Genomic DNA, 21,017 nt, shown 5'->3' with positions numbered 1-21,017 from the left:
GGGCGGCGATGGTATACACTGCCTTATGGAGTGACCGAAATGACAGAAACATCCTTTCAGTTCAGCCGATTTATTGCAATTGGCATCGCTTGGCTTTCACTTGCTGGTATCGTCTCAGACTTCGTTGTTTGGAAAACATGGTTTGAAACAGGCCTCTTTGAATACTATAAAGTCTTCACGGGCCTTGTGAATGAAGTTTTGATAAAAGTGATCGGCGCAGAAGTGCCCATATTTCTGATCAGCCTTTTTTTGTTAGCAATGATATCAGTACGATCAAAGTTTTTGATACTCTCTCGAGATGGCGACGAAGACGTAGCGGTGAGAGAGATTTACGGGATATTGGTTTGGAGCTTTATTTCCGCTCCAATAATCTCGACTGTTGTGCTTATCTCAGGCGGCCCATTCCCTATTGTCCCAATGTTTTTTTCTATATTGCTGGGTAACATGCTGATGATGTCGACTGCTGTCCCGATTTTCCAAATGACCATGGAAATGATTGATAGTATTGTTGATGGAAGACCTCTAAAAGAATATGCTGATTTGCAGAGCACCTCGGTTCTAAAAGAGTTCTGTATACAGTTGGCTTTTGGGCTGGTGCTGGTGGTCATTAGCGTTGACGTAGTCAACAAGATTTAGATACCACCGCTGTAAAAAATCACGTTACTTTACATCGTTGCGTAGGTAGCACAACGACTTTGATAATCCGCTCCAGACTTAGGGTCAGGACTCATAGCCAATAGATGACGGTTGCCGCCAGGGCGATGGCTGAGAGGAACACCTTTGGGCATCTGTCGTATCGGGTCGCCACACGCCGCCAATCCTTCAGTCTGCCGAACATGATCTCAATCCGGTTTCGTCGCTTGTATCGACGCTTATCGTATTTGACGGTTTTCTTCCGTTGCTTCCGTCCGGGGATACAAGGGCGTATCCCTTTGTCTTTCAACGCTTCTCTGAACCAATCGGCGTCATAGCCTCGGTCCCCGAGCAGCCAGTCGACACTTGGCAGGCTGCTCAGCAATGCCCGTGCGCCGATGTAATCGCTGACCTGTCCCGCGGTCACGAACAGGTTCAGCGGGCGTCCCTGACTATCGCAGATGGCATGCAATTTCGTGTTCATGCCACCCTTGGTTCGGCCAATCAGACGTCCACGCCCCCCTTTTTGACGCCCATGCTGGTCGCGGTGCGGTGTGCCTTCAGGTAGGTCGCGTCGATCATCACAGTCTTCTCCTCGCCATGTTCGGCGGCCAGACCAGCCATCATCCGCGCGAAGATGCCCTTATCGCTCCACCGTTTCCAGCGGTTGTAGAGCGTCTTGTGCGGTCCGTAGGCGGTGGGGGCATCCCGCCACCGCAACCCATTGCGATTGACGAAGATAATCCCACTCAGCACACGTCGGCCATCGACGCGTGGCTTGCCGTGTGACTTTGGAAAGAAGGGCTCAAGACGCGCCATCTGGGCGTCGGTCAGCCAAAACAAATCAGACATGTTCACCGTTCGTTTTCGAACCGTGAACCACGCCGCTGGACGGAAATCAATGGGTCCTGACCCTAGGACTATTCTTTGTACCAAACCAAATCCGTCCGTGCTCTCACAAGTTGCTCGAGTTCATAGCGGAAGATTGCGCCTACTGACTTCTGCACACTGCCAAGCTAATCAGATTTGGCGCGTGAAATTGCATCTCGTAGCACATGCTCTGGGTAGCGCTGGCACAAGAAGATCATGAACCCGCGCTTCGGAGGAAATGCTTTAGGCACGCCCGAAAAGAGCTCCAAAAGATCATCCGCCAGAAGCGCTGCATCTTGGTTTTGTAGGATGGTCTTGACAAAAACCCACTCTACACCGACTTAGCGAACTCGCTTTACGTTACCAATGGCAAGTTGCTAGTAGGAATGCAGGGCGCAGCAAGAGGCGGCCCAGAAGGTGGCCTGAAAATCAAGAAGTGCTCCAATTTCCTGTTTTTATTGGTCAAAATGGGGTGAAGGGTTCCTCTCCTGGGCACCATTCCCCTTCCGTGCCGCATAGACAGGGTCATGTCGCCCAATCGCGACGAGACACCGATCACAGAAGGGGGTCAGATGACCAATCACCTGCACATGAATGATTTGCCCGATGGGCTGGATCTGGGGCCGGTTGTGGCCATCGATACCGAGACCATGGGGCTTGTGCCCCAACGCGACCGGCTCTGTGTCGTGCAGCTTTCTTCCGGGGATGGAAACGCCCATGTGGTGAAGATCGCCCAAGGCCAGACCGAGGCGCCGAATCTCTGCCGGATGCTGGCGGATCCGGCGGTCACCAAACTCTTTCACTTCGCGCGATTCGATGTGGCCGCACTGGAGAAGGCCTTTGGCGTGACCACCACGCCAATCTACTGCACCAAGATCGCCTCCAAGCTCGTCCGGACCTATACGGATCGCCACGGGCTCAAGGCGCTGCTCCATGAGCTCTTGGCGGTGGATGTCTCCAAGGCGCAGCAGAGCTCGGACTGGGGCGCGCCGACCCTGACCGAGGCGCAGGTGGAATATGCGGCCTCCGACGTGCTCTACCTCCATCGCCTCCGAGAGGTTCTGGACGGCATGCTTGCCCGCGAGGGGCGCACCGAGCTGGCCCAGGCCTGCTTCGACTTCCTGCCGACCCGCGCCCAGCTCGATCTGGGCGGGTGGTCCGAGATGGACATCTTCCACCACTAAAGGCAGCGCCATGTCACAGACGTCTTTCCAGGAGACCGCGCGCCGGGTCATAGGGGTTGAGGCCGAGGGCCTCGCGCAATTGGCCGCCGGGCTCGATGACAGCTTTGACCGGGCGGTCGAGACGATTCTGGCCGCGCGCGGGCGGGTCATCGTCTCGGGCATGGGCAAATCCGGGCATATCGCGCGCAAGATGGCCGCGACCTTTGCCTCCACCGGGACGCCTGCGCATTTTGTCCACCCGGCCGAGGCCAGCCATGGCGATCTCGGCATGATGGCGGCCGGCGATGCGGTGCTGGTGCTGTCGAATTCCGGCGAGACGCCGGAGCTTGCGGATCTGGTCGCCTATACCCGCCGGTTCCGCATCCCGCTCATTGGGGTGGCGAGCAACCCGGACAGCACGCTTCTGCGGCAATCCGATGTGGCGCTGGTTCTGCCCAAGGCCCCCGAGGCCTGCGGGACCGGGATTGTGCCCACGACGTCCACCACCATGACCCTCGCTCTGGGGGATGCGCTGGCCGTGGCGCTGATGGAGCATCGCGCCTTCAGCCCCGAGAATTTCCGGGATTTCCACCCCGGTGGCAAGCTGGGCGCTCGGCTGTCGAAGGTTGCCGACCTGATGCATCGCGATGCCGAGCTGCCCCTGATCCCGGAGAGCGCCGAGATGGGCGATGCCCTGCTCGAGATCAGCCAGAAAGGCTTTGGCGTTGTCGGCGTGACCCGGGACGGAACGCTGGCGGGGGTGATCACCGATGGCGACTTGCGGCGGCATATGACCGGCCTGCTGGACTTGCGCGCGGGCGATGTGATGACCCGCGACCCGCTGACCATCGCGCCCGACGCGCTGGCCGAAGAGGCCGTGGCGATCATGAATGACCGCAAGATCACTTGCCTGTTTGTGGTGCCCGAGGATGGGTCGCGCAGGCCTGCGGGGTTCCTCCATATCCATGACTGCCTGCGCGCCGGGATCGGCTGAGCCATGCCCCGCGCCGACAACCGCTATTCGCAGTTCGTCACCGCGGCCAAGATCATCCTGCCCCTGGCCGGGCTGGGCCTGTTATCGAGCCTGTTCCTGATTTCGGGCGCGGGCGACACGCAGCAGGAGATCCCCTATTCCGATGTGGAACTCGAAGAGATCGTCGAGGGGCAGCGGATCTTCCAGCCGCGCTATCAGACCGTGCTCGACGATGGCTCGGAGGTGGAGCTTCTGGCCGAGAGCGCGCGGCCGCTCCTGACCAGCCCGAACAAGTTCATGGCCAGCGAGATCTCGGGCAAGGTCTTCACCCCCGACGGGCTGCAGGTGGATATCCGGGCCGCCCGGGGTGTGGTGGACAACGCAGCCGAAACCGTCCGCATCGAAGGCGGGCTGCGCCTGTCACGGACAGATGGCTTTGTCCTGAGCTCCGAAGGGGCCGAGGCACAGCTTGACGGGCTCCGCGCCCAGAGCAGTGGCGATGTCATCGTGCTCGGGCCTGGGGTCACGCTCAGCGCCGGCGCGGCAGAGTTTCGCCGCGACCCCGCAAGCGGTGCGTCGCAGGTGCTGTTCACACAAGGTGTGAAACTGGTATACACACCGCAGTGAGTTTGGAGGTTCCATGGGTTCGGTCTTGGTACGAAATGGTCTGGCAGGGGCGTTGATCGCCGCGACAGCGCTGTGGAACATGGCCGCCGCCCAGGGCACGGAGATTTCGCTGGGGGCCGCGCGGGTGGATCGCAGCGCCCCGGTCGAGATCGACGCGGATGCGCTGGCGGTGAACCGACAGGATGGCAGCGCGATCTTTTCCGGCAATGTGCGTGTCGCCCAAGGCCCGCTGAAGCTCGAGGCCGATGAGGTTCAGGTGAGTTACGACCAGACCGCAGCCGACGGTCAGGGCGCCATTCGCGAGGTCCGCGCCGAGGGCAATGTCCTGATGGTGAGCGGCCCGGATGCCGCCGAAAGCCAGCGCGCGGTCTACAGCCCCGGAACCAATGAGATCCGACTGAGCGGCGATGTCCTGCTGAGCCAGGGCCAAATCGTGATCGCAGGCGATGATCTGGTGGTCGATCTGACCACGGGCATCGGCCAGATGGAGGGGCGGGTCCGCACCGTTCTGCAGCCCCAATGAGCCCTGCTGCCTTCGAGGTGACCGAGGGCTCGGTCGGGTTGAACATCCGCAACCTGCGCAAGAGCTACAAGCGCCGTCCGGTGATCCGCGATGTGAGCCTTGAGGTCACGCGCGGCGAGGCGGTCGCCCTGCTCGGCCCGAACGGGTCCGGCAAAACCACCTGTTTTTATGCCATTGCCGGGCTGCTCACCCCCGAGGCCGGGATCGTCTCGATCGACGGGCGGGACGCGACCATGCTGCCCATGTATCGCCGCGCCAAGCTCGGGATCGGTTACCTGCCCCAGGAAATGTCGATTTTCCGCGGCATGAGTGTCGAAGACAATATCCGCGCGATCCTCGAGGTGAATACCCGCGACCGGACCAAGCGGATGGAGCGCCTCGAAGAGCTGCTGGCCGAGTTCAATATCGAACATCTGCGCCGCACTTCGGCCCTGGCCCTTTCGGGCGGCGAGCGGCGCCGGGTCGAGATTGCGCGCTGCCTCGCGGCGGATCCGAAATACCTGCTGCTCGATGAGCCTTTCGCCGGGGTCGACCCGATCGCCGTGGGGGATATCCGCGCGCTGGTGGCCCAGCTCAAGACCCGTGGCATCGGCGTGCTGATCACCGACCACAATGTGCGCGAGACGTTGGAGATCGTGGACCGGGCCTATATCCTCCATGACGGCGTCGTCCTGATGAGCGGGACCCGCGACGAGGTCATCCGCGACGAAAACGTGCGGCGCGTCTATCTCGGCAACACCTTCTCGGTCACCTGATCCGCCATGTCTGCCCAGCGCGACGGTCTCACCCTCCGCCAGCAGCAGCGGCTCACCCTCACCCCGGAAATGCGTACGACCCTGTCGGTGCTGCGCATGTCCGGCACCGCCTTGCAGGACCATCTGGAGGCGCAGGCCGCCGAGAACCCGATCCTGACCCTGCAACGTCCAAGTGCCGAGCCCGGAGCTGCTGCATCGCAAGGACCCTCGGCCTATGATCTGGCGCTGGACACGACGAGCGCGGAACGCTCGCTTGGCGATCGGTTGCGCGAACAACTTGGACTGATGGCGCTTGATCCGCAGATCCAGGAGATCGCCTTCGTGCTGACTTGGTCACTGAGCGATACGGGCTATCTCGATATCGATCTGGCCGATCTCGCGCAGGAACTGGACCTGCCCCCGGACCGGATCGACACGGCGCTCTCGGCGGTGCAGTCCTGCGAACCGGCAGGGGTGGGCGCGCGCTCCCTCGCGGAGTGCCTGTCCCTGCAACTGATCGAACTGGGCTTTGATGCCGTACTGGCAGAGGGCGCGACCCGGGTGCTCGACCGGCTCGCCGCCGGCGAGATCGCGAAGGCCGCCCGGGCCACCGGTCTGGAGGAAGCCGCGCTGGCGAAGGTCGCCGAGGCTCTGCCCAAGCTCACGCCCTATCCCGGTCAGGCCGCCCTGCCCGCCCCGCGCGTGAGCCTGCCGGATATCGAGCTGCGCTTTCCCGAAGGTGCGCCGCCGGAGATCACGGTTCTGCGCGGCAACGCCCGGACCCTCAGCCTCGACGAAGACCTGCTGCGGGCGGCGCGGCTCGAATCGGAAACCGCTCTGGCGCGCTATGGGGCCGAGGCCGAGGCCCTGCGCCGGGCCTTGGGCTACCGCACCACGACCCTGACCCGGATTGTCGCCTTTCTCGGCGATTACCAGATCGGATTCTTTCGCGAGGGCGGTGCCGCGATGAAACCGCTGACTCGCACCCAATTGGCGCAGGAACTCAAGCTGCACCCTACAACGGTGGGGCGTGCTGTCGCAGACAAGACCCTGGCACATCCCGGCGGGGTTGTGCCGCTCTCGGCCTTCTTTTCGGCGACATTGGGTGCCGACTCACAAGATGCAGTGAGCGCCTATGGCGCCCAGGCCCGGATCGCGGCGCTGGTGGCCGAGGAAACCGAGGACGCGATCCTGACGGACACGGAAATTGCCCATAAGTTGAAAAACGAAGGCGTTGACATCGCACGTCGAACTGTCGCCAAATACAGGGGATGCTTGAACATCCCGTCATCCTACGATCGCAAGCGCCTCAGGGCAGCGGCACGGATGCGCGGCCGGGCGACACCGCCCGGATGATCCCACTTCATGTAAGCCTATGGTTTCACACCTGAATACAGGTGCCCCTCGGCTTGCGCATTCAGGGAGGTACTATGCGCTACCAAATCACCGGCAAACAGATCGACATCGGCGAAGCCTTGCAGAGTCATGTGAAAGCGGAGCTTTCCGAGGCTGTCAGCAAATACGCTGAGCGCCCCACAGACGCGAATGTGGTGTTTTCCAAGGACGCCTATAATCACGTCTGCGAGGCGACCGTCCATCTGTCCACGGGGCTGACAGCGCAAGCCAAAGCCTCTGCCGGCGATATTTATGCAGCCTTCGACAAGTGCAGCGAGAAGATGGAGAAGCAACTGCGCCGCTACAAGCGCCGGTTGAAGAACCATCACCGCGAGCGGACGGAACCCGTTGCACTTTCCGGCGCCTCTTCCTATATCCTCGACGGAGCTGAAGTGGCCGAGGAACACGAACCCGAGACGCTGCAGCCGATCATCGTTGCCGAGATGGAAACGACGATCCCATCTGTCTCCGTCGGGGAGGCGGTGATGCAGATGGAGCTTGCTGAGGCGCCTGTCCTGGTGTTTCGCAACGAGGGACACGGAGGGATCAACGTCGTGTATCGCCGCGAGGACGGCAATATCGGCTGGATTGATACCAAGTTGGATAGTTAAAGCCGACCAGGTCGCCTGGCGGGAATGGAAGCGTTTGATATGGATCTGTCAGACTTGCTGGTCCCCGATGCCGTGAAGGTATTCGGGAATATGAGCAGCAAAAAGCGCCTGATGCAGGACCTGAGCGACATCGTCTGCTCGGCCTATGGCGTGTGCCCGGTCAATGCTGTCGACGCGCTTCAGGAACGCGAGGCTCTGGGGCCAACGGGTGTGGGGCATGGTGTTGCCCTGCCCCATGCGCGGCTCAAGGATATCGACCGGGTGGTGGGCGTCTTCGTGCGCCTCGAAAAGCCCATGGCGTTTGATTCCGTGGACCGCCAGCCGGTCGACCTGGTCTTCGGTCTATTTGCGCCCGAGGATAGCGGCGTCGCCCATCTCAAGGCGCTGGCTCTGGTCTCCCGCACCCTGCGGGACCCCGGCGTCTGCGCCAAGCTGCGCGCCAATAGCGACAGCGCGACGCTCTACACGGTTCTCACCGAGAGCGAGAGCACCCGCGCCGCCTAGGCCGCGCCTGCCCCGCGATATGCCCGAAACCCGAACGTCGTGAAATCGCGCGCATAGGCCATGCGCGCGAGCTTTTCCATGTCAGGCGCATAGATCGCGTCGAGATCAGCATGATCAAAGCGCGGCACCAGATCCGGCGCCGGGCGCCCGACCTCTGCCGCGAGCGCCTGCAGATCCGCCGCAAGATCCGGCCCATCGCGCAGGATCCGGTCCGGCAGGGCCACCTGCGCCATCCCTTGAAGGACGGTCGTCTGCGCCACCCAGGAGGCATCGATGCGCAAACTGGTTTGCGCTGCGAGATTCGGTTTGAGGAATTTCAGAAACCGCCGAAACGCTTTTTGCAGCTCCTGCGGGGACACATCCGTGGCCGGGTAGTGCTGCGGCAGGGGAACATTATAGGCGGCGATCAGTCCGTGGCGCAGATCCGCAAAAGACTGCAGATCGCTGGGCAGGATCCGCGTGGCAAAGGCCGTATGCGCGCGCGCCAGGGGATGCCGCAACAGGGTGAAGGTGCGACTGTTGGGATGCGCCTCCCGCCAGTCCCGCAGATCCTTCTGGCGCATGCCCGTGATCAGATCCTCGGGCGCGCACCCTTCCAGCGCGGCCATCCAGTCGAGCACCGGGTCGGGCTGCGGACCTTGCATGGGCAGATAGAGCAGCCCCGTTTGCGGGCAGGCCACATAGCTGCGCACCGCCGGGCCGCGATCCACGGGCTGCGGCGACGCATGGTCGATACCGAAAGGATCCAGGGCTGCCACGGAGTCCCGCAAGGCCGCCATATCGGTGACCTTGGTTTCCAGAGGCTCCGGGTTCTGGCGCTTCAGGCTCCGTTCCAGCCGGGGCAAGACATGCCGCGAGCCGAGATAGGCCAGGACTCCGTTGATCACATCGAGATCCTGCAGATCCTCGTAGCGCAGGGTCAACGCGGTCTGACCCGCCCGCGCGAGCCCCTGACGAATATCGGCCAGAAAGTCCTCATGGGGGCGCAGAAAGTCGGCAAAGGCCTCGCCATCGAACTCCACCGCTTCGGTCGCGATCTGGCCCTTGGCGTCGGTCAGCACCCATTGGTTCGAGGCCAACGCCCGCTGGTAGGACACAAAGCTCTCGAGCGGATTGCGGGTCAGCACGATCTTGCCCGCGCGCGGATCGGCGAGGGCCTGGGCGCGCATGCGCGGATCATGGTCGTGAAAGAGACGGAACCCCGCGAGGCCCGTCGCCTCCTCCCTCACGCGGGTCACGAGGGCGTTCGGGTCCGCCTCCCGATCGGCGAGGGACAGGCCGAGATAGTCTTCCTGGCCCTCATGGGCGATGAAATAGGGATTGAAGAGCTCCCCGAAGCAGCGGATGTCCGGGGCGGCGTTCAGGTTCCTTTCCAGATAGTTGGAACCGGTGCGCATGCCCGCAAAGATCACGAAGTAGTCGAAACGCGATGTCATCGGATCAGGTCACGAGATAGGGCCGCGCAGGGGCCGCCGGCGCCGTCAGATCGCTGGTATCCAGCGGGAAATCCCCAGTCAGATAGGGTTTCATCCCGGCATTCTTGAGCGCCTGCAAGAACGCGCCAAACCCTGTCAGATCCACCAGCTCTGGCGCATGGACCAGACGCCGCCGGGTGAACGGGGTCATCAGATCGAGCACATCCTGCAATTGCGCCATGGGGTCGGCGACAAACTCCGCCAGGGATGTCACCCGGACATTGGCCGGCAGGCTCTTGTTGCGAAGCTGCCCGAGGAAATGATCCTCCACCTTCTGCATCCAGGCCGCCTCGCGCCGCGCTTGCTCAAAAGGCAGATCATCGCGAAAGAGCTTGAGCGCCCAGGAGCCTGTCACCACCGAAATATGAGCGTTGGGATCCCACATCATGTATTCGTTCAGATCCTGCCGGTCATAGGGCGCGATCTGAAAACACTGGCGCTCCCCCCGGCTGTTCCAGATCAGGTTCGTCAGAAAGCTCTGCGGATTGTAGTCGCGTAAGGACACACTGTCCGACAGCCCGCCATTGAAACAGGGCGCCCCCTCGGCATAGCGGATTTCGCGCCAGTCAAAGAGATGGCCATGGACCCGCGCGCCCGTGCGCTGCGACAGCCAGGGAGCGAACCCGGCGATGACCTCATTGTACCCTTGAAAGACGAAATAGGGCGCGGCGGTCTTGCCCGCCTGCCAGGTGTCGCTGGGAAAGCGGCTCTGCATGAAGAGACCCGCGCGGCCTTCGCGGTTGCGCTCCATCGCTTCGTCAAACACCTGTTCGATCCGGTGCGGATTGCTCGGCCCCCGTTCCGGCGCGCCCTGCTCGGGATCGAGCAGCTGCGCATAGAGTCGGTCCGCCCGCGGCCAGACCTTGCGCAGCAGGAAACAGTCGGATTGGCCCACCAGTTCCAGATGATCGTCATAGAAGAGGAAGGGTTTCCCCTGGGTGTCGAATTTCGACAGCATCAGTGACCGGCTCTCGATATGCGGAGAGACGCGGCGGATCAGGGTTTGGAAGTAGGATTCGTCCGGGATCCAGACCCGTTTGAAATAACGTGCGAACTCAGTCCGGCGCGGATCGTGCAGGATCGCCTCGAGGCTGCGCCGGGTCAGGCACCACCATTGGGAGCCGAGATGCGGCTCGATCCCATCGGGGATGCGGCGTCTGACGCCCAGCTTCCGCTGCAGCTCCACATAGCGGTCAAAGAGCTTGCGTTGGCTGCGCCAGGAGAAGGGGAAGCGCAGTGTAAAGCGCTCTTTCTGCAAGCCCCCGATGGTCCAGGGCACATCCGAGACGGTGACGGATTCGATGTAATCCGTCTCTGGCTGGGCCGCGAGAAAATCAATCAACCGATCCAGAGGGCGCAAAGGCAGGCAATCGCCGCTGATCAGGGCCACATGGGTGACATCCGGCTCCGCCGCGAGCAGCGTTTCGGCCGCGGTCTCCGTGGCCTGCACCATGGACCAGCGCCCCCAGCCACAATCATGCTGCCGGATCAGCCGGACGCGGGGCAAATCCACGAGCGCTTCGCAGAGCCCGGCATAAGCCCGCGCCTCGGTCTTGCGATCCACATGGATCACCACGGGGCAGCCGAACCCGTCGAGATAGCGCGCCAGCTCCGCCACGCGCCCGAGCTCCGTATGGGCGAGCATGACAAAGCCGAGGGAGACCGACGCGCCGCTCATGCCCAGCTGCCCTTGGACAAAAGGCCGAGGATCTCAAGCTGGCGCCAGGACACATAGCGTTCGGACATCTCGGTCCAGAGCGACGGCGCGCCCTCCGCCTCCAGCTTCTCGGCATAGGCCTTGTATTCGCGCCCCTTGGCGTAATGCTCCTGCCGGACGACCTCCTCCTCGGATTTCTCGATGAAGGTGTTGAGGAATTTCGTGTGCAACAGGCAGCCCGAGATCCGCTCGCCCCCGCCTGTCTCATAGACATTGTTCAGACCCCGGGGCAGGACCATATGGGTGCTGTCCACATAGGCGTATTTGCGGTCCCATTTGACCAGCGGGATCTTGTTCAGGGCCGGGGCTGCCGCGGGACGGTCAGCGAAAAACGCCCGGGCCCGCGGTCCCCCCTGGATCCAGAGGTTCCCGAGTTCGGGATTGCGGGTGATGGTGTAATTGCCACTGTCAAACCAGCAGGCCAGCTCCATCGGGTTCTGCCCTTCCGCATAGACCGCGCTGTCGAGCGTCCCCTTCGGATAGAGATCCAGAAGCATCGCTGGGAAGGCCCGCAGGCCAGAGGAATCCATCCAATCGGTCAGCGCGCCGAGCGGGCGCGTTTCGCAGAAGGGATAGATCAGGAACTCGTCCACATCCACGGTCAGGCACCAATGGCCGTGGCCATATTTCATCTGCAACCAGGTCAGCCAGTCGACCCCGAACCGGGCCCGTCGATAGCTGTGCGGCGTGGTCCAGAGCGAGACATCCGGTTGCGCCGCCAGATAGGCCGCGGACCCATCCTCGGACCCGTTATCCACCATCAGGAAATGGGACACGCCCTGCTTGCGGTAGTAGTCGAGGAAGAAGGGCAGGCGAACCCGCTCGTTGCGCAGGGTCGTGAAAGCGAGAATGTCGCCGGTGCCGATGCGATCCGTCCGGTTCTCGGCTGGCGTCAGCTCCCGGCGGCGGCGAAATCCGCGCCAGAGCATGCGTTTCCGCCTGAGCCTGAGCTTGTAGCGCTCAAGAACCTTCAAGATCCTGCTCCCCTATCCTTGCCCGACAGGTGCCAAGCGCCCTGCGCGTTGGTTCAGATATATGGTTAATGTTCTTACCCGAAGCCTAACGCGGCTTCGCCTTTGCCACAATGTGAGGCGGGGCATCGCCCCAACCGGGGCTGCGGGACATGAAGCCGAGCGCTTCGAGCTGCGCGGGACCCTCATAGGCGCAGGACTCAGGGCACCAGAGATCCGGATCCGCGATCAGCCCGTCGTAATAGGCGTCAAAGAGGGCGCTCTCCCCGAAATGCTCCTGCCGCGCTTTCTCTTCCGCAGAGCGGGCCACGACCGATGGCAGGAACTTGGTGTGGAGCAAAGCGCCCGAGAGCCGTGGGCTTTCAGGCGTGGAGAACACCGCATTCAGACTGGGCGGCAACAGGGAATGGGTGGAGTTCATATAGGCCCAGCGCCAATGCCATTTGACCAGCGGGATTTTGTTCAAGGTCGGCGCTCGCCGAGGCTCGGACCCGAAAAAGAGCCGCTCGCGCACCCCCCCCTGATAGAGCGTCGCCTTGAGATGGGGCTGCGGCGTGGTCCGGTATGGGGTGGCATCAAACCAGCTCAGGATCTGGGTCGGATCCTGCCCCGGACTGTAGGACTGCGCACCCAGAGGACCTTTGGGATAAAGCTCCACCATCAAAGCGCCAAAGGCACGGCGCCCTTGTCGATCGAGCTCGGCAACCAGATCCGGAAGGGGCCGGTGCTCATGATCCGGATAGACCAGCAGCTCATCGAGATCGACCGTCAGGCACCAGCGATCCCGGCCATGGCGCCGCAAGAGCGTGGTCAGCCAGTCCATCCCGAAGCGGGCGGCCTTGTAGCTCGTGGATGTGCGCCAGACGGAGACATCCGGCGCCGCGCTCAGAAGATCGAGACTGCCATCGGTGCTGCCATTGTCGACCACAAGGAAATGGGAAACCCCGAGCGCGCGATAATGGGACAGCCAATAGGGCAGCCGCTCCGCCTCGTTCCTGAGACAGGCAAAGCAGAGCACGCCCTCTTGCGGGATATCCCCGGTGCGATCCGCGACCGGGACCAGCTCGGAGCGCTTGCGCCAGGCCCGCCAGAGGAAACCGCGCCGTTTCCAGCGCAGTTTATAGGCCTGTCGCAGCGACGCGGTCACGTGGGCGGATCCAGAAACACCATCGCCGTGACCCTAGCCAAAGGATCACGGCGTGCAAGGCATCCGCCAAGAAGGAGTGGGTTTACTGCGCCGCTTTGCGGGAGAAGGCCAGCTCTTGCAGGAAGTCCGACAGCTCATCGGCCAGGTCCGGACGGGCCAGCGCGAAGGAGACCGTGGCCTGCAGGAAGCCCGCCTTGGAGCCGCAATCGAAGCGCTGCCCGGCGAAGCGGAAGCCATACACATTGTCGTTCGCGGTGATCTCATGGGCGATGGCATCGGTGAGCTGGATCTCACCACCGGCGCCGACCTGACCTTTGTCGAGATTGTCGAGCACTTCGGGGCTCAGAATATAGCGACCGATCACGGCGAGGTTCGACGGCGCGTCCTCGGCCTTGGGCTTTTCGACCATGCCCTTGACCTGAACGATGGACCCCATGTCCTCCTTCACGTCGACGATGCCATAGGCAGAGGCTTTGCTCATGGGCACTTCCATGGTCGCAACCATGTTGCCGCCGGTTTCCTGATAGGCTTCGACCATCTGGGCGAGGCAGGGCTTCTCGGCGGCGATCACATCATCGGGCAGGATGACGGCGAAGGGCTCATTGCCAAGCAGGCGGCGGGCACACCAGACCGCGTGGCCCAGGCCCAGCGCGCGGGTCTGACGGACATAGGCGATCGCGCCACTGTCCATATTCGTGCTGCGCAGGGTCTTCAGAAGCTCGGTCTTGCCCTTGTCCTCAAGCGTTTGCTCAAGCTGGGGTGCGGCATCGAAATAGTCCTCAAGCGCGCTCTTGCCGCGCGAGGTCACAAAGATGAATTCTTCAATCCCGGCAGCACGTGCCTCGTCGATGGCGTATTGCACCAACGGGCGATCCACGAGGGTCATGATCTCTTTCGGAACGGATTTTGTCGCAGGAAGAAAACGAGTCCCCATGCCGGCGACAGGGAAAACAGCGGTTTTAACACTTCGAGACATTATCGGGCCCTATTACAATCATTGTCGTCACCATAGCAGAGTTTCTAAGGCACGGGGGAGAAACAGCAACCTTTCGCCCCCCAACACAGCGGATCTGTTGTCGCACTGCAGCATTTTTAATCCACGTCCAACTCTACGCCAGCGTCCTCGGACGTTGGTACGCCCCTTATACGGATACCCGAGTAGTCTTTGTAAACTCCGTCGGAAATGCGGCGAGAACTTGCTGATTGCCAGATAGAATCGGGCAACTCGTGGACCCACACTCCCGGCATGTGGAAGCGGACACTGCCAGGCTTTCGGCGCCCAGCCGCAGTGATCAATGTCACCATGCGGCCTTTTTGAGCTTGTTTTTCTGCACGTGCGAAGGCTCCGGGCATCTCAAATCGCGGAGAGGTGACCCAAACCGGCGATAGGGCCGGATCGTCGTCGCGGCGCGCCATGAACATCCGGGCGGCGGGTTTGTGCTCAGGCGCGGCGGGCAGGTCCTGCATCTTGCTCGGGCCGGGTTTGGTTTCAGCCTCGGCCTGCCCTTCGGCGGCCCCGCGATCGAATCCCTTCATCCGTCCCCAGACCTCATCCGGATAGAGACGCCCGGACACCATCGCGCGCGCAAGGTCGAGTTGCTGGGCCAGCCTATGGGCGCGAATCGCAACCGCCGGTCCATGGCGGGCATGGGACTGCGCAAAGATCGCAACCGAGCGGCCAAGCTCGAACAGCGCCTGTGGCCCGGGGAGCGAGGGCTCAGGGCCCACCGAGCTCGGCGCATGGATCACCTGAGCCTGCGGTGCATAGGCGATCTGCCCGTCCCCGGCCACGAGGCGCAGGACCAGATCCCGCGCGCTCAGATGGTCCCGCAACCGGGGATCAAAGCCGCCGATCCGGCGCACGGCCTGACGCAGAACGGCAAAATTTGCCTCCGCCCCTCCGGGCACACGCCCGGACCCTGGCGCGAGGATCCCGGCCTCCTCCGGAACCGGCGTCATGGGCGCGGAGGTGCCATCGGTCGACAGCCACTCCCCCTGCCATTGGAACCCGACACCGTCCGGGCCGCGGACATAGCCCGATGCGAGCACGACCCCGGGCACGCGCAGCGCCTTTAGGAGGTTCTCAAGCCAGCAGGGCTCGGCCACCGCCCGATCATCCAGAAACGCCACATAGGGTGCCGAGGCAATCGCGATCCCGGCATTGCGCGCGGCGGCGGCGTTCGCCTCGTCAAAGGGCACGAAAGTCACGGCAGGCATGCCCGGCCCTTCGGACACGGCGCGGCGCGCGGAGGTGTCTCCGACGATGATGAGTTCGAAGGCCGGGCAGGTTTGAAAGGACAGCGCTTGCAGGCAGCGGGCGAGGTGTGGGCCCCGTCCGCGGCTGGTAATAACGACGCTGGCCTCGGGGATCACTCTTGACCCATCTGCGCCAGCATCGCCTCGATCCGCGGCACATCCTCGGGGTTGTTCAGCTCCCAGAAGGCACGGCCCCGTCCCTCCACCTCGACACAGAGCACCGTGTGCCCATTCTCGAGAAAGCGCAGCTGTTCGAGCCCTTCGAGGGTCTCGAGCGGTCCGACCGGCCAGGTGCCATAGGCGACAAGCGCGTCGGGACGATAGGCATAGAGGCCTACATGGTGGAAAACCGGGGTCGGGTCATCGGCGGGGTAGTCGGTTGTGGTGTAGGGCACCACTTCCTTGGAGAAATAGAGCCCGTGATTGTTGCGATCAAAGACCGCCGTGGTGCCGCCCACGCGTCCCGCGCGACGGTCTTCGAGGAACCCCGAAAGCGCTGCCCCGTCGCAACGCAGCACAGGCGTGGCCAGCGACGCATCGGGCGCGGCGCGCAGTCCCGCCACCAGATCCGCCACGAACCAGGCCGGGGTCAGGGGCGCGTCACCTTGCAGGTTCACGACGATTTCCGGCGTGATGTTCATCCGCTGAATGGCTTCGGCGCAGCGCTCGGTCCCGTTCCGGCAGGTGTCGGAGGTCATCACGACCTCGGCGCCGAAAGCCTCTGCATGCTCCTGAATGCGGGTGTCATCCGTGGCGATCACCACGCGGTCCACCCCCTCGGCGGCCTGGGCGGCATCCCAGCTCCGCCGGATCAGAGAGCGCGAGACGCCCGTGGCGCCGCGCAGTTCCACCAGCGGCTTGCCGGGATAACGAACCGAGGGATAGCGCGCCGGGATGACAACCAGAACAGACATCAAGCGCTCTTGAGTTCCACGCCCGGAGCGTAGGCGATGAAGAACGGATTGGCGTAGCCGTCCTTGCCATAGCTGAGCGGCGTGTGATCATCGAACCGCACGACCTGCCCGCCTGCGCCGAGCAGAACCGCGTGCCCTGCGGCAGTGTCCCACTCCATGGTGCGCCCCAGACGGGGATAGAGATCCGCTTCCCCCGTGGCCACAAGGCAGAATTTCAGCGAGGAGCCCGCCGAGGTCATGTCCCGCACGCCGTACTGGCCGATATAGTCGTCGGTTGCCTGATCCCGGTGGGATTTTGACGCCACCACCATAAGAGCCGCATTGTCCGGCGCGCTCACAGAGAGGGGCTTTGTCTCTCCCGGCTGATCCTTGTCGAAAGGTCCGGTTTCCTCGACCGTCTGGCCATCGGCCAAGGTGTAGAAAAGCCGCCCCTTGGCGGGCGCATAGACCACCCCGCGCACGGGCGTACCATCCTCGACATAGGCGATATTGACCGTGAAATCCCCGCGGCGATGGACGAATTCCTTGGTGCCATCCAGCGGATCGACGATGAAGAACGACCCGGCGGTCTGACTGTGGGAAGCGGCCTGCTCCTCCGTCACCGTCAGGACATCCGGAAAGGCCGCAGCGAGCCCTGCCGAGATCAGCGCATCGGCGGCCTCATCGGCAGCCGTCACCGGGCTGTCATCGGACTTGGACCGGACGTCGAAATCTTCGGAGCCATAGATCTCCATGATGGCGTCGCCCGCCTCCAGCGAAAGCTTGCGTAGAACGGGAATAACTGCGTCAAAATCCATGATACTCTCCTATGGCTCACCCCGGCGCAGGCGCGCGGTTGCCCATTGACCTGAATTTTCTATGCTTCCCGGTTAAATGATCCGCAACCATTGTGTTGTTCTGTCGGACAAGGTGTCACTCCAAAGAAACGGTTCAGGCTGTCGTGTTTCGCGTCGAAGAAAGATCTACCAACTCCTTTGCGACCGCGTATCGGACGCTGTCGCTGATCTATCACGCGACGGTGCGCTCGGTGCGCAAGACCCATGGCAATGCCCTGGTGAGCCTTTTTATCAACCTGTTCCAGACCATTGTTTTCGTGGTCGCCTTCTATGTGATCTTTCAACTGCTGGGCGTCCGCGGCGCGGGTCTGCGCGGGGATTTCATGATGTATGTCCTGAGCGGGGTCTTCCTGTTCATGACCTTCACCAAGACGATGGGGGCGGTGTTCGGGTCCGAGGGACCCGCCTCGCCCATGATGAAGCACCCCACGATGAACACGATGGTTGCGATTGGCGCGGCGGCGCTGAGCAGTCTCTATATTCAGGCGATGTCGGTTCTCGTGATCCTGACCGGGTATCAGCTTGTGACCCATAATGTGGCGATCCACGATCCCGGCGGCGCGGCCAAGGTCATGCTGCTGGCCTGGACCGGTGGGGCGGCGCTCGGCATGGTGTTCCTGGCCGCCAAGCCCTGGGCCCCAAACGGAACGAAGATGATCCAGACGATCTTCAGCCGGGTGAACATGTTTGCCAGCGGCAAGATGTTCGTGGCCAACACGCTACCGGCTTTCATGCTGCCGCTCTTTGCCTGGAATCCGCTGTTTCATTTGATCGATCAGATGCGCGGCTACGTGTTTCTGAACTACACGCCCCGGCACACCAATCTGGAATACCCGTTCTGGATCATGGTCGGTTGCATGATGATTGGCCTGATGGGGGAGTTTTATACCCGCCGCCGTGCCTCGATCAGTTGGAGTGCCGCGCGTTAGCACCGCGCGCTCAGGTCACGACGCGCAGGGTGATGTTGATCCGCCCGCCATCGGGCAGGAGCGTCGAACTGCCGGCCTTGATCCGATCAACCCCGTGATGGATCAGACGTGCCGCCCCGCCCATCACCGCCACATCCCCGGAATTGAGCCAAAGGGATTCTGTCGAGCCGCCCTTTGTCTCGGCACCCACGCGGAACCGCCCCGAATCCCCGAGAGAGATCGAGACCACGGGCTCCGCAAGATCCGCCTCGTCATTGTCCTGATGCAGACCCATCCTGGCTTGCGCATCATAGAAGTTGATCAGACAGCATTCCGGGGTCCGGGCGCTGCCCGAAACCGCCTCCCAGACCGACAGGATACGCGGGGGAATCGCGGGCCAGGGCGTGCCGTTCAGATGCGTCCGCGCATAGCGATAGCCCTGCCGATCCGACACCCAGCCAAACTGCCCCGCCGCCGTCATCCGCACGGACATGCGCCGCCCGGACGGGGTGATCATGCGCTGAAAGGGCACGACCTGCGCCACCGCACGCAAATCGGCGACCATCGCCTCCTGCGCGGCCCGATCCAGGAAGCCGGAATGGATCGCAACCCCCCGCAACCACAGGTCCGGGGCCGGGATCCGGACATCTTGCCGCGATTTGTCCATTTCAATCCCTCCAGATGCCGCCGGGACGCTTGCAGGGGTGCACCCCCCTCCTTATATACGCCGAGACGTTGATCGCGGGCCCCGTGATCTTTCTTGGGATCGGAGACGAGAGGCCGCGTACGGATCTTGTCTCTCAACTATCGCCACGACGAAAGGGACTATAGCAATGGGCAAAGTCATTGGTATCGACCTCGGCACCACGAACTCCTGTGTTGCCATCATGGACGGCTCGCAACCGCGGGTCATCGAAAACTCGGAAGGCGCGCGCACCACGCCCTCGATTGTCGGTTATACCGACGATGAGCGGCTCGTGGGTCAGCCCGCCAAGCGCCAGGCTGTCACGAACCCCGAAAACACCGTCTTCGGTGTGAAGCGCCTGATCGGGCGCCGGTTCGACGACGCAGATCTGGAAAAAGACAAAAAGAACCTGCCCTACGCGGTCGTCAATGGCGGCAATGGCGATGCCTGGGTGGGCGTGCAGGGTGAGAACTTCTCTCCCGCGCAGGTCTCTGCCCTCATCCTGCAGAAGATGAAGGAAACCGCCGAGAGCTATCTGGGCGAGGACGTGACCCAGGCGGTGATCACCGTTCCTGCGTATTTCAACGACGCCCAGCGTCAGGCCACCAAGGATGCGGGCAAGATCGCCGGTCTCGAGGTTCTGCGGATCATCAACGAACCGACCGCCGCCGCGCTGGCCTATGGTCTCGACAAGTCCGAAACCCAGACGATCGCGGTCTATGACCTCGGCGGCGGGACGTTCGACATAACGATCCTCGAGATCGATGATGGTCTCTTCGAAGTGAAATCCACCAATGGCGACACGTTCCTTGGCGGTGAAGACTTCGACATGCGGATCGTCAACTACCTGGCGGACGAATTCAAGAAAGAGCACGGCGTCGATCTGACCAAGGACAAGATGGCTCTGCAGCGCCTGAAAGAGGCCGCGGAGAAAGCCAAGATCGAGCTCAGCTCGTCGACCCAGACCGAGATCAACCAGCCGTTCATCTCCATGGATCCGAATGGCGGTCAGCCGCTGCACATGGTCATGAAGCTGACCCGGGCCAAGCTGGAAAGCCTCGTGGGTGACCTGATCAAGGCGTCTCTCAAGCCGTGCAAGGACGCGCTGAAGGATGCCGGGCTGAGCACCTCCGAGATCGATGAGGTCGTGCTGGTCGGCGGGATGACCCGCATGCCGCGCGTGATCGAGGAAGTTTCGAAATTCTTCGGCAAGGACCCCCATAAGGGTGTGAACCCGGATGAGGTTGTGGCCATGGGCGCCGCGATCCAGGCCGGTGTTCTGCAGGGCGATGTGAAGGACGTGGTTCTTCTCGACGTGACCCCGCTGTCGCTGGGGATCGAGACGCTGGGCGGCGTGTTCACCCGCCTGATCGACCGCAACACGACCATCCCGACCAAGAAGTCTCAGGTCTTCTCGACCGCCGAGGACAACCAGAACGCTGTGACCATCCGGGTCTTCCAGGGGGAACGCGAGATGGCGGCCGACAACAAGATGCTCGGCCAGTTCAACCTCGAGGATATCCCACCCGCGCCCCGGGGCCTGCCGCAGATCGAAGTGACCTTCGATATCGACGCGAACGGCATCGTCTCCGTGTCCGCCAAGGACAAAGGGACCGGCAAGGAGCAGAAGATCACGATCCAGGCCTCTGGCGGTCTGTCGGACGAAGAGATCGATCAGATGGTGCGCGATGCCGAGGCGAATGCCGACGCGGACAAAGAGCGCAAGGAGCTGGTCGAGACCAAAAACCAGGCCGAAAGCCTCGTGCATTCGACGGAGAAATCCCTCGAAGAGCATGGCGACAAGGTGGATCCGTCCACGGTCGAGGCGATCGAGCTGGCCGTCTCTGCGCTCAAGGAAGTGCTCGAGACCGACGATGCCGGCAAGATCAAGTCGGGCATTCAGAACGTGACCGACGCGGCCATGAAGCTCGGCGAAGCGATCTACAAGTCGCAGCAGGAAGCGGCGGGCGAAGATGCGCCCGAAGGCGCGGACGAGCCGCGCGACGTGGATGACGACATCGTGGACGCAGATTTCGAAGATCTGGACGACCGGAAACAGGGCTAACGCCTCCATG

The 21,017-nt window shown here is 62.4% G+C and carries 21 protein-coding genes; 11 read left to right on the top strand and 10 right to left on the bottom strand.

Annotated elements, in window-relative coordinates; genetic code table 11:
- Nucleotides 1-39: 39 nt before the first annotated feature.
- Complete coding sequence (locus ACP153_RS19190) at nt 40-636, top strand: hypothetical protein (RefSeq protein ID WP_424972626.1); 597 nt, start codon at nt 40-42, stop codon at nt 634-636.
- A 91-nt stretch (nt 637-727) separates the two neighbouring features.
- Here the strand turns inward: ACP153_RS19190 and ACP153_RS19185 are convergent.
- A protein-coding gene (locus tag ACP153_RS19185) for an IS5 family transposase (protein ID WP_424972625.1) occupies nt 728-1,485 on the bottom strand; the annotation gives its coding sequence in 2 pieces (ribosomal slippage) (nt 728-1,164 and nt 1,164-1,485; 759 coding nt in all).
- Between the two features lie 590 nt (nt 1,486-2,075).
- Here ACP153_RS19185 and ACP153_RS19180 point away from each other — a divergent pair.
- The 8 genes from ACP153_RS19180 (at nt 2,076) to ACP153_RS19145 (ending at nt 8,033) form a co-directional block, all read left to right on the top strand.
- Nucleotides 2,076-2,687 (top strand): ribonuclease D, encoded by a 612-nt coding sequence (locus ACP153_RS19180; RefSeq protein WP_424972624.1) that lies wholly within the window; start codon nt 2,076-2,078, stop codon nt 2,685-2,687.
- Between the two features lie 10 nt (nt 2,688-2,697).
- Nucleotides 2,698-3,660 carry a KpsF/GutQ family sugar-phosphate isomerase gene (locus ACP153_RS19175; protein ID WP_424972623.1) on the top strand — a complete coding sequence of 321 codons (963 nt, stop codon included), beginning with the start codon at nt 2,698-2,700 and terminating at the stop codon, nt 3,658-3,660.
- Nucleotides 3,661-3,663: 3 nt separating this feature from the next.
- Entirely contained in the window at nt 3,664-4,266 is a 603-nt protein-coding gene (locus tag ACP153_RS19170; protein WP_424972622.1) for a hypothetical protein, read from the top strand.
- Nucleotides 4,267-4,279: 13 nt separating this feature from the next.
- Nucleotides 4,280-4,789 carry an LptA/OstA family protein gene (locus ACP153_RS19165; protein ID WP_424972621.1) on the top strand — a complete coding sequence of 170 codons (510 nt, stop codon included), beginning with the start codon at nt 4,280-4,282 and terminating at the stop codon, nt 4,787-4,789.
- Nucleotides 4,786-5,544 (top strand): LPS export ABC transporter ATP-binding protein, encoded by a 759-nt coding sequence (gene lptB, locus ACP153_RS19160; RefSeq protein ID WP_424972620.1) that lies wholly within the window; start codon nt 4,786-4,788, stop codon nt 5,542-5,544. The genes ACP153_RS19165 and lptB overlap by 4 nt, the downstream gene beginning before the upstream one ends.
- A gap of 6 nt (nt 5,545-5,550) precedes the next feature.
- A complete protein-coding gene (locus ACP153_RS19155; RefSeq protein ID WP_424972619.1) occupies nt 5,551-6,879 on the top strand; it encodes an RNA polymerase factor sigma-54 in 1,329 nt (442 codons plus the stop codon).
- 74 nt (nt 6,880-6,953) lie between these two features.
- Nucleotides 6,954-7,529 carry a ribosome hibernation-promoting factor, HPF/YfiA family gene (gene hpf, locus ACP153_RS19150; RefSeq protein WP_424972618.1) on the top strand — a complete coding sequence of 192 codons (576 nt, stop codon included), beginning with the start codon at nt 6,954-6,956 and terminating at the stop codon, nt 7,527-7,529.
- Nucleotides 7,530-7,568: 39 nt separating this feature from the next.
- Complete coding sequence (locus ACP153_RS19145; protein ID WP_424972673.1) at nt 7,569-8,033, top strand: PTS sugar transporter subunit IIA; 465 nt, start codon at nt 7,569-7,571, stop codon at nt 8,031-8,033.
- Here ACP153_RS19145 and ACP153_RS19140 read toward each other — a convergent pair.
- From ACP153_RS19140 to cysQ, 8 genes are all read right to left on the bottom strand, one after another.
- A complete protein-coding gene (locus ACP153_RS19140) occupies nt 8,030-9,469 on the bottom strand; it encodes a nodulation protein NodH (protein WP_424972617.1) in 1,440 nt (479 codons plus the stop codon). The two genes, ACP153_RS19145 and ACP153_RS19140, sit on opposite strands and share 4 nt — an antisense overlap.
- A 4-nt stretch (nt 9,470-9,473) precedes the next feature.
- A complete protein-coding gene (locus ACP153_RS19135; protein WP_424972616.1) occupies nt 9,474-11,186 on the bottom strand; it encodes a beta-1,6-N-acetylglucosaminyltransferase in 1,713 nt (570 codons plus the stop codon).
- On the bottom strand, nt 11,183-12,199 hold the full coding sequence (locus ACP153_RS19130; protein ID WP_424972615.1) for a glycosyltransferase family 2 protein: 1,017 nt from the start codon (nt 12,197-12,199) through the stop codon (nt 11,183-11,185). Before ACP153_RS19130 ends, ACP153_RS19135 begins: the two co-directional genes overlap by 4 nt.
- A gap of 85 nt (nt 12,200-12,284) precedes the next feature.
- On the bottom strand, nt 12,285-13,343 hold the full coding sequence (locus tag ACP153_RS19125) for a glycosyltransferase family 2 protein (protein WP_424972614.1): 1,059 nt from the start codon (nt 13,341-13,343) through the stop codon (nt 12,285-12,287).
- Nucleotides 13,344-13,425: 82 nt separating this feature from the next.
- Nucleotides 13,426-14,319 carry a UTP--glucose-1-phosphate uridylyltransferase GalU gene (gene galU, locus ACP153_RS19120; RefSeq protein WP_424972613.1) on the bottom strand — a complete coding sequence of 298 codons (894 nt, stop codon included), beginning with the start codon at nt 14,317-14,319 and terminating at the stop codon, nt 13,426-13,428.
- 116 nt (nt 14,320-14,435) lie between these two features.
- Nucleotides 14,436-15,716 (bottom strand): glycosyltransferase family 2 protein, encoded by a 1,281-nt coding sequence (locus ACP153_RS19115; protein WP_424972612.1) that lies wholly within the window; start codon nt 15,714-15,716, stop codon nt 14,436-14,438.
- Nucleotides 15,713-16,513 carry a 3-deoxy-manno-octulosonate cytidylyltransferase gene (locus tag ACP153_RS19110; protein ID WP_424972611.1) on the bottom strand — a complete coding sequence of 267 codons (801 nt, stop codon included), beginning with the start codon at nt 16,511-16,513 and terminating at the stop codon, nt 15,713-15,715. Before ACP153_RS19110 ends, ACP153_RS19115 begins: the two co-directional genes overlap by 4 nt.
- On the bottom strand, nt 16,513-17,310 hold the full coding sequence (cysQ, locus tag ACP153_RS19105) for a 3'(2'),5'-bisphosphate nucleotidase CysQ (RefSeq protein WP_424972610.1): 798 nt from the start codon (nt 17,308-17,310) through the stop codon (nt 16,513-16,515). Before cysQ ends, ACP153_RS19110 begins: the two co-directional genes overlap by 1 nt.
- A gap of 143 nt (nt 17,311-17,453) precedes the next feature.
- Here cysQ and ACP153_RS19100 point away from each other — a divergent pair, with 143 nt between their 5' ends.
- The gene (locus ACP153_RS19100) at nt 17,454-18,278 is read left to right on the top strand and encodes an ABC transporter permease (protein WP_424972609.1); all 825 of its coding nucleotides are present in this window, start codon (nt 17,454-17,456) and stop codon (nt 18,276-18,278) included.
- A 10-nt stretch (nt 18,279-18,288) separates the two neighbouring features.
- Here the strand turns inward: ACP153_RS19100 and ACP153_RS19095 are convergent, their stop codons facing one another.
- Nucleotides 18,289-18,924: an alpha-ketoglutarate-dependent dioxygenase AlkB family protein gene (locus tag ACP153_RS19095; protein WP_424972608.1), complete on the bottom strand. Its 636-nt coding sequence runs from the start codon at nt 18,922-18,924 to the stop codon at nt 18,289-18,291.
- A 166-nt stretch (nt 18,925-19,090) separates the two neighbouring features.
- Between ACP153_RS19095 and dnaK the strand changes: the two genes are divergently transcribed.
- A complete protein-coding gene (gene dnaK, locus ACP153_RS19090; protein WP_424972607.1) occupies nt 19,091-21,007 on the top strand; it encodes a molecular chaperone DnaK in 1,917 nt (638 codons plus the stop codon).
- Nucleotides 21,008-21,017: the final 10 nt, after the last annotated feature.

The sequence above is a fragment of the Dinoroseobacter sp. S76 genome (assembly GCF_049801095.1).
Taxonomy (GTDB): Bacteria; Pseudomonadota; Alphaproteobacteria; order Rhodobacterales; family Rhodobacteraceae; genus Dinoroseobacter.
Note: the sequence above shows the minus strand (reverse complement) of the source record. Positions and strands in the feature narration are given on the sequence as shown.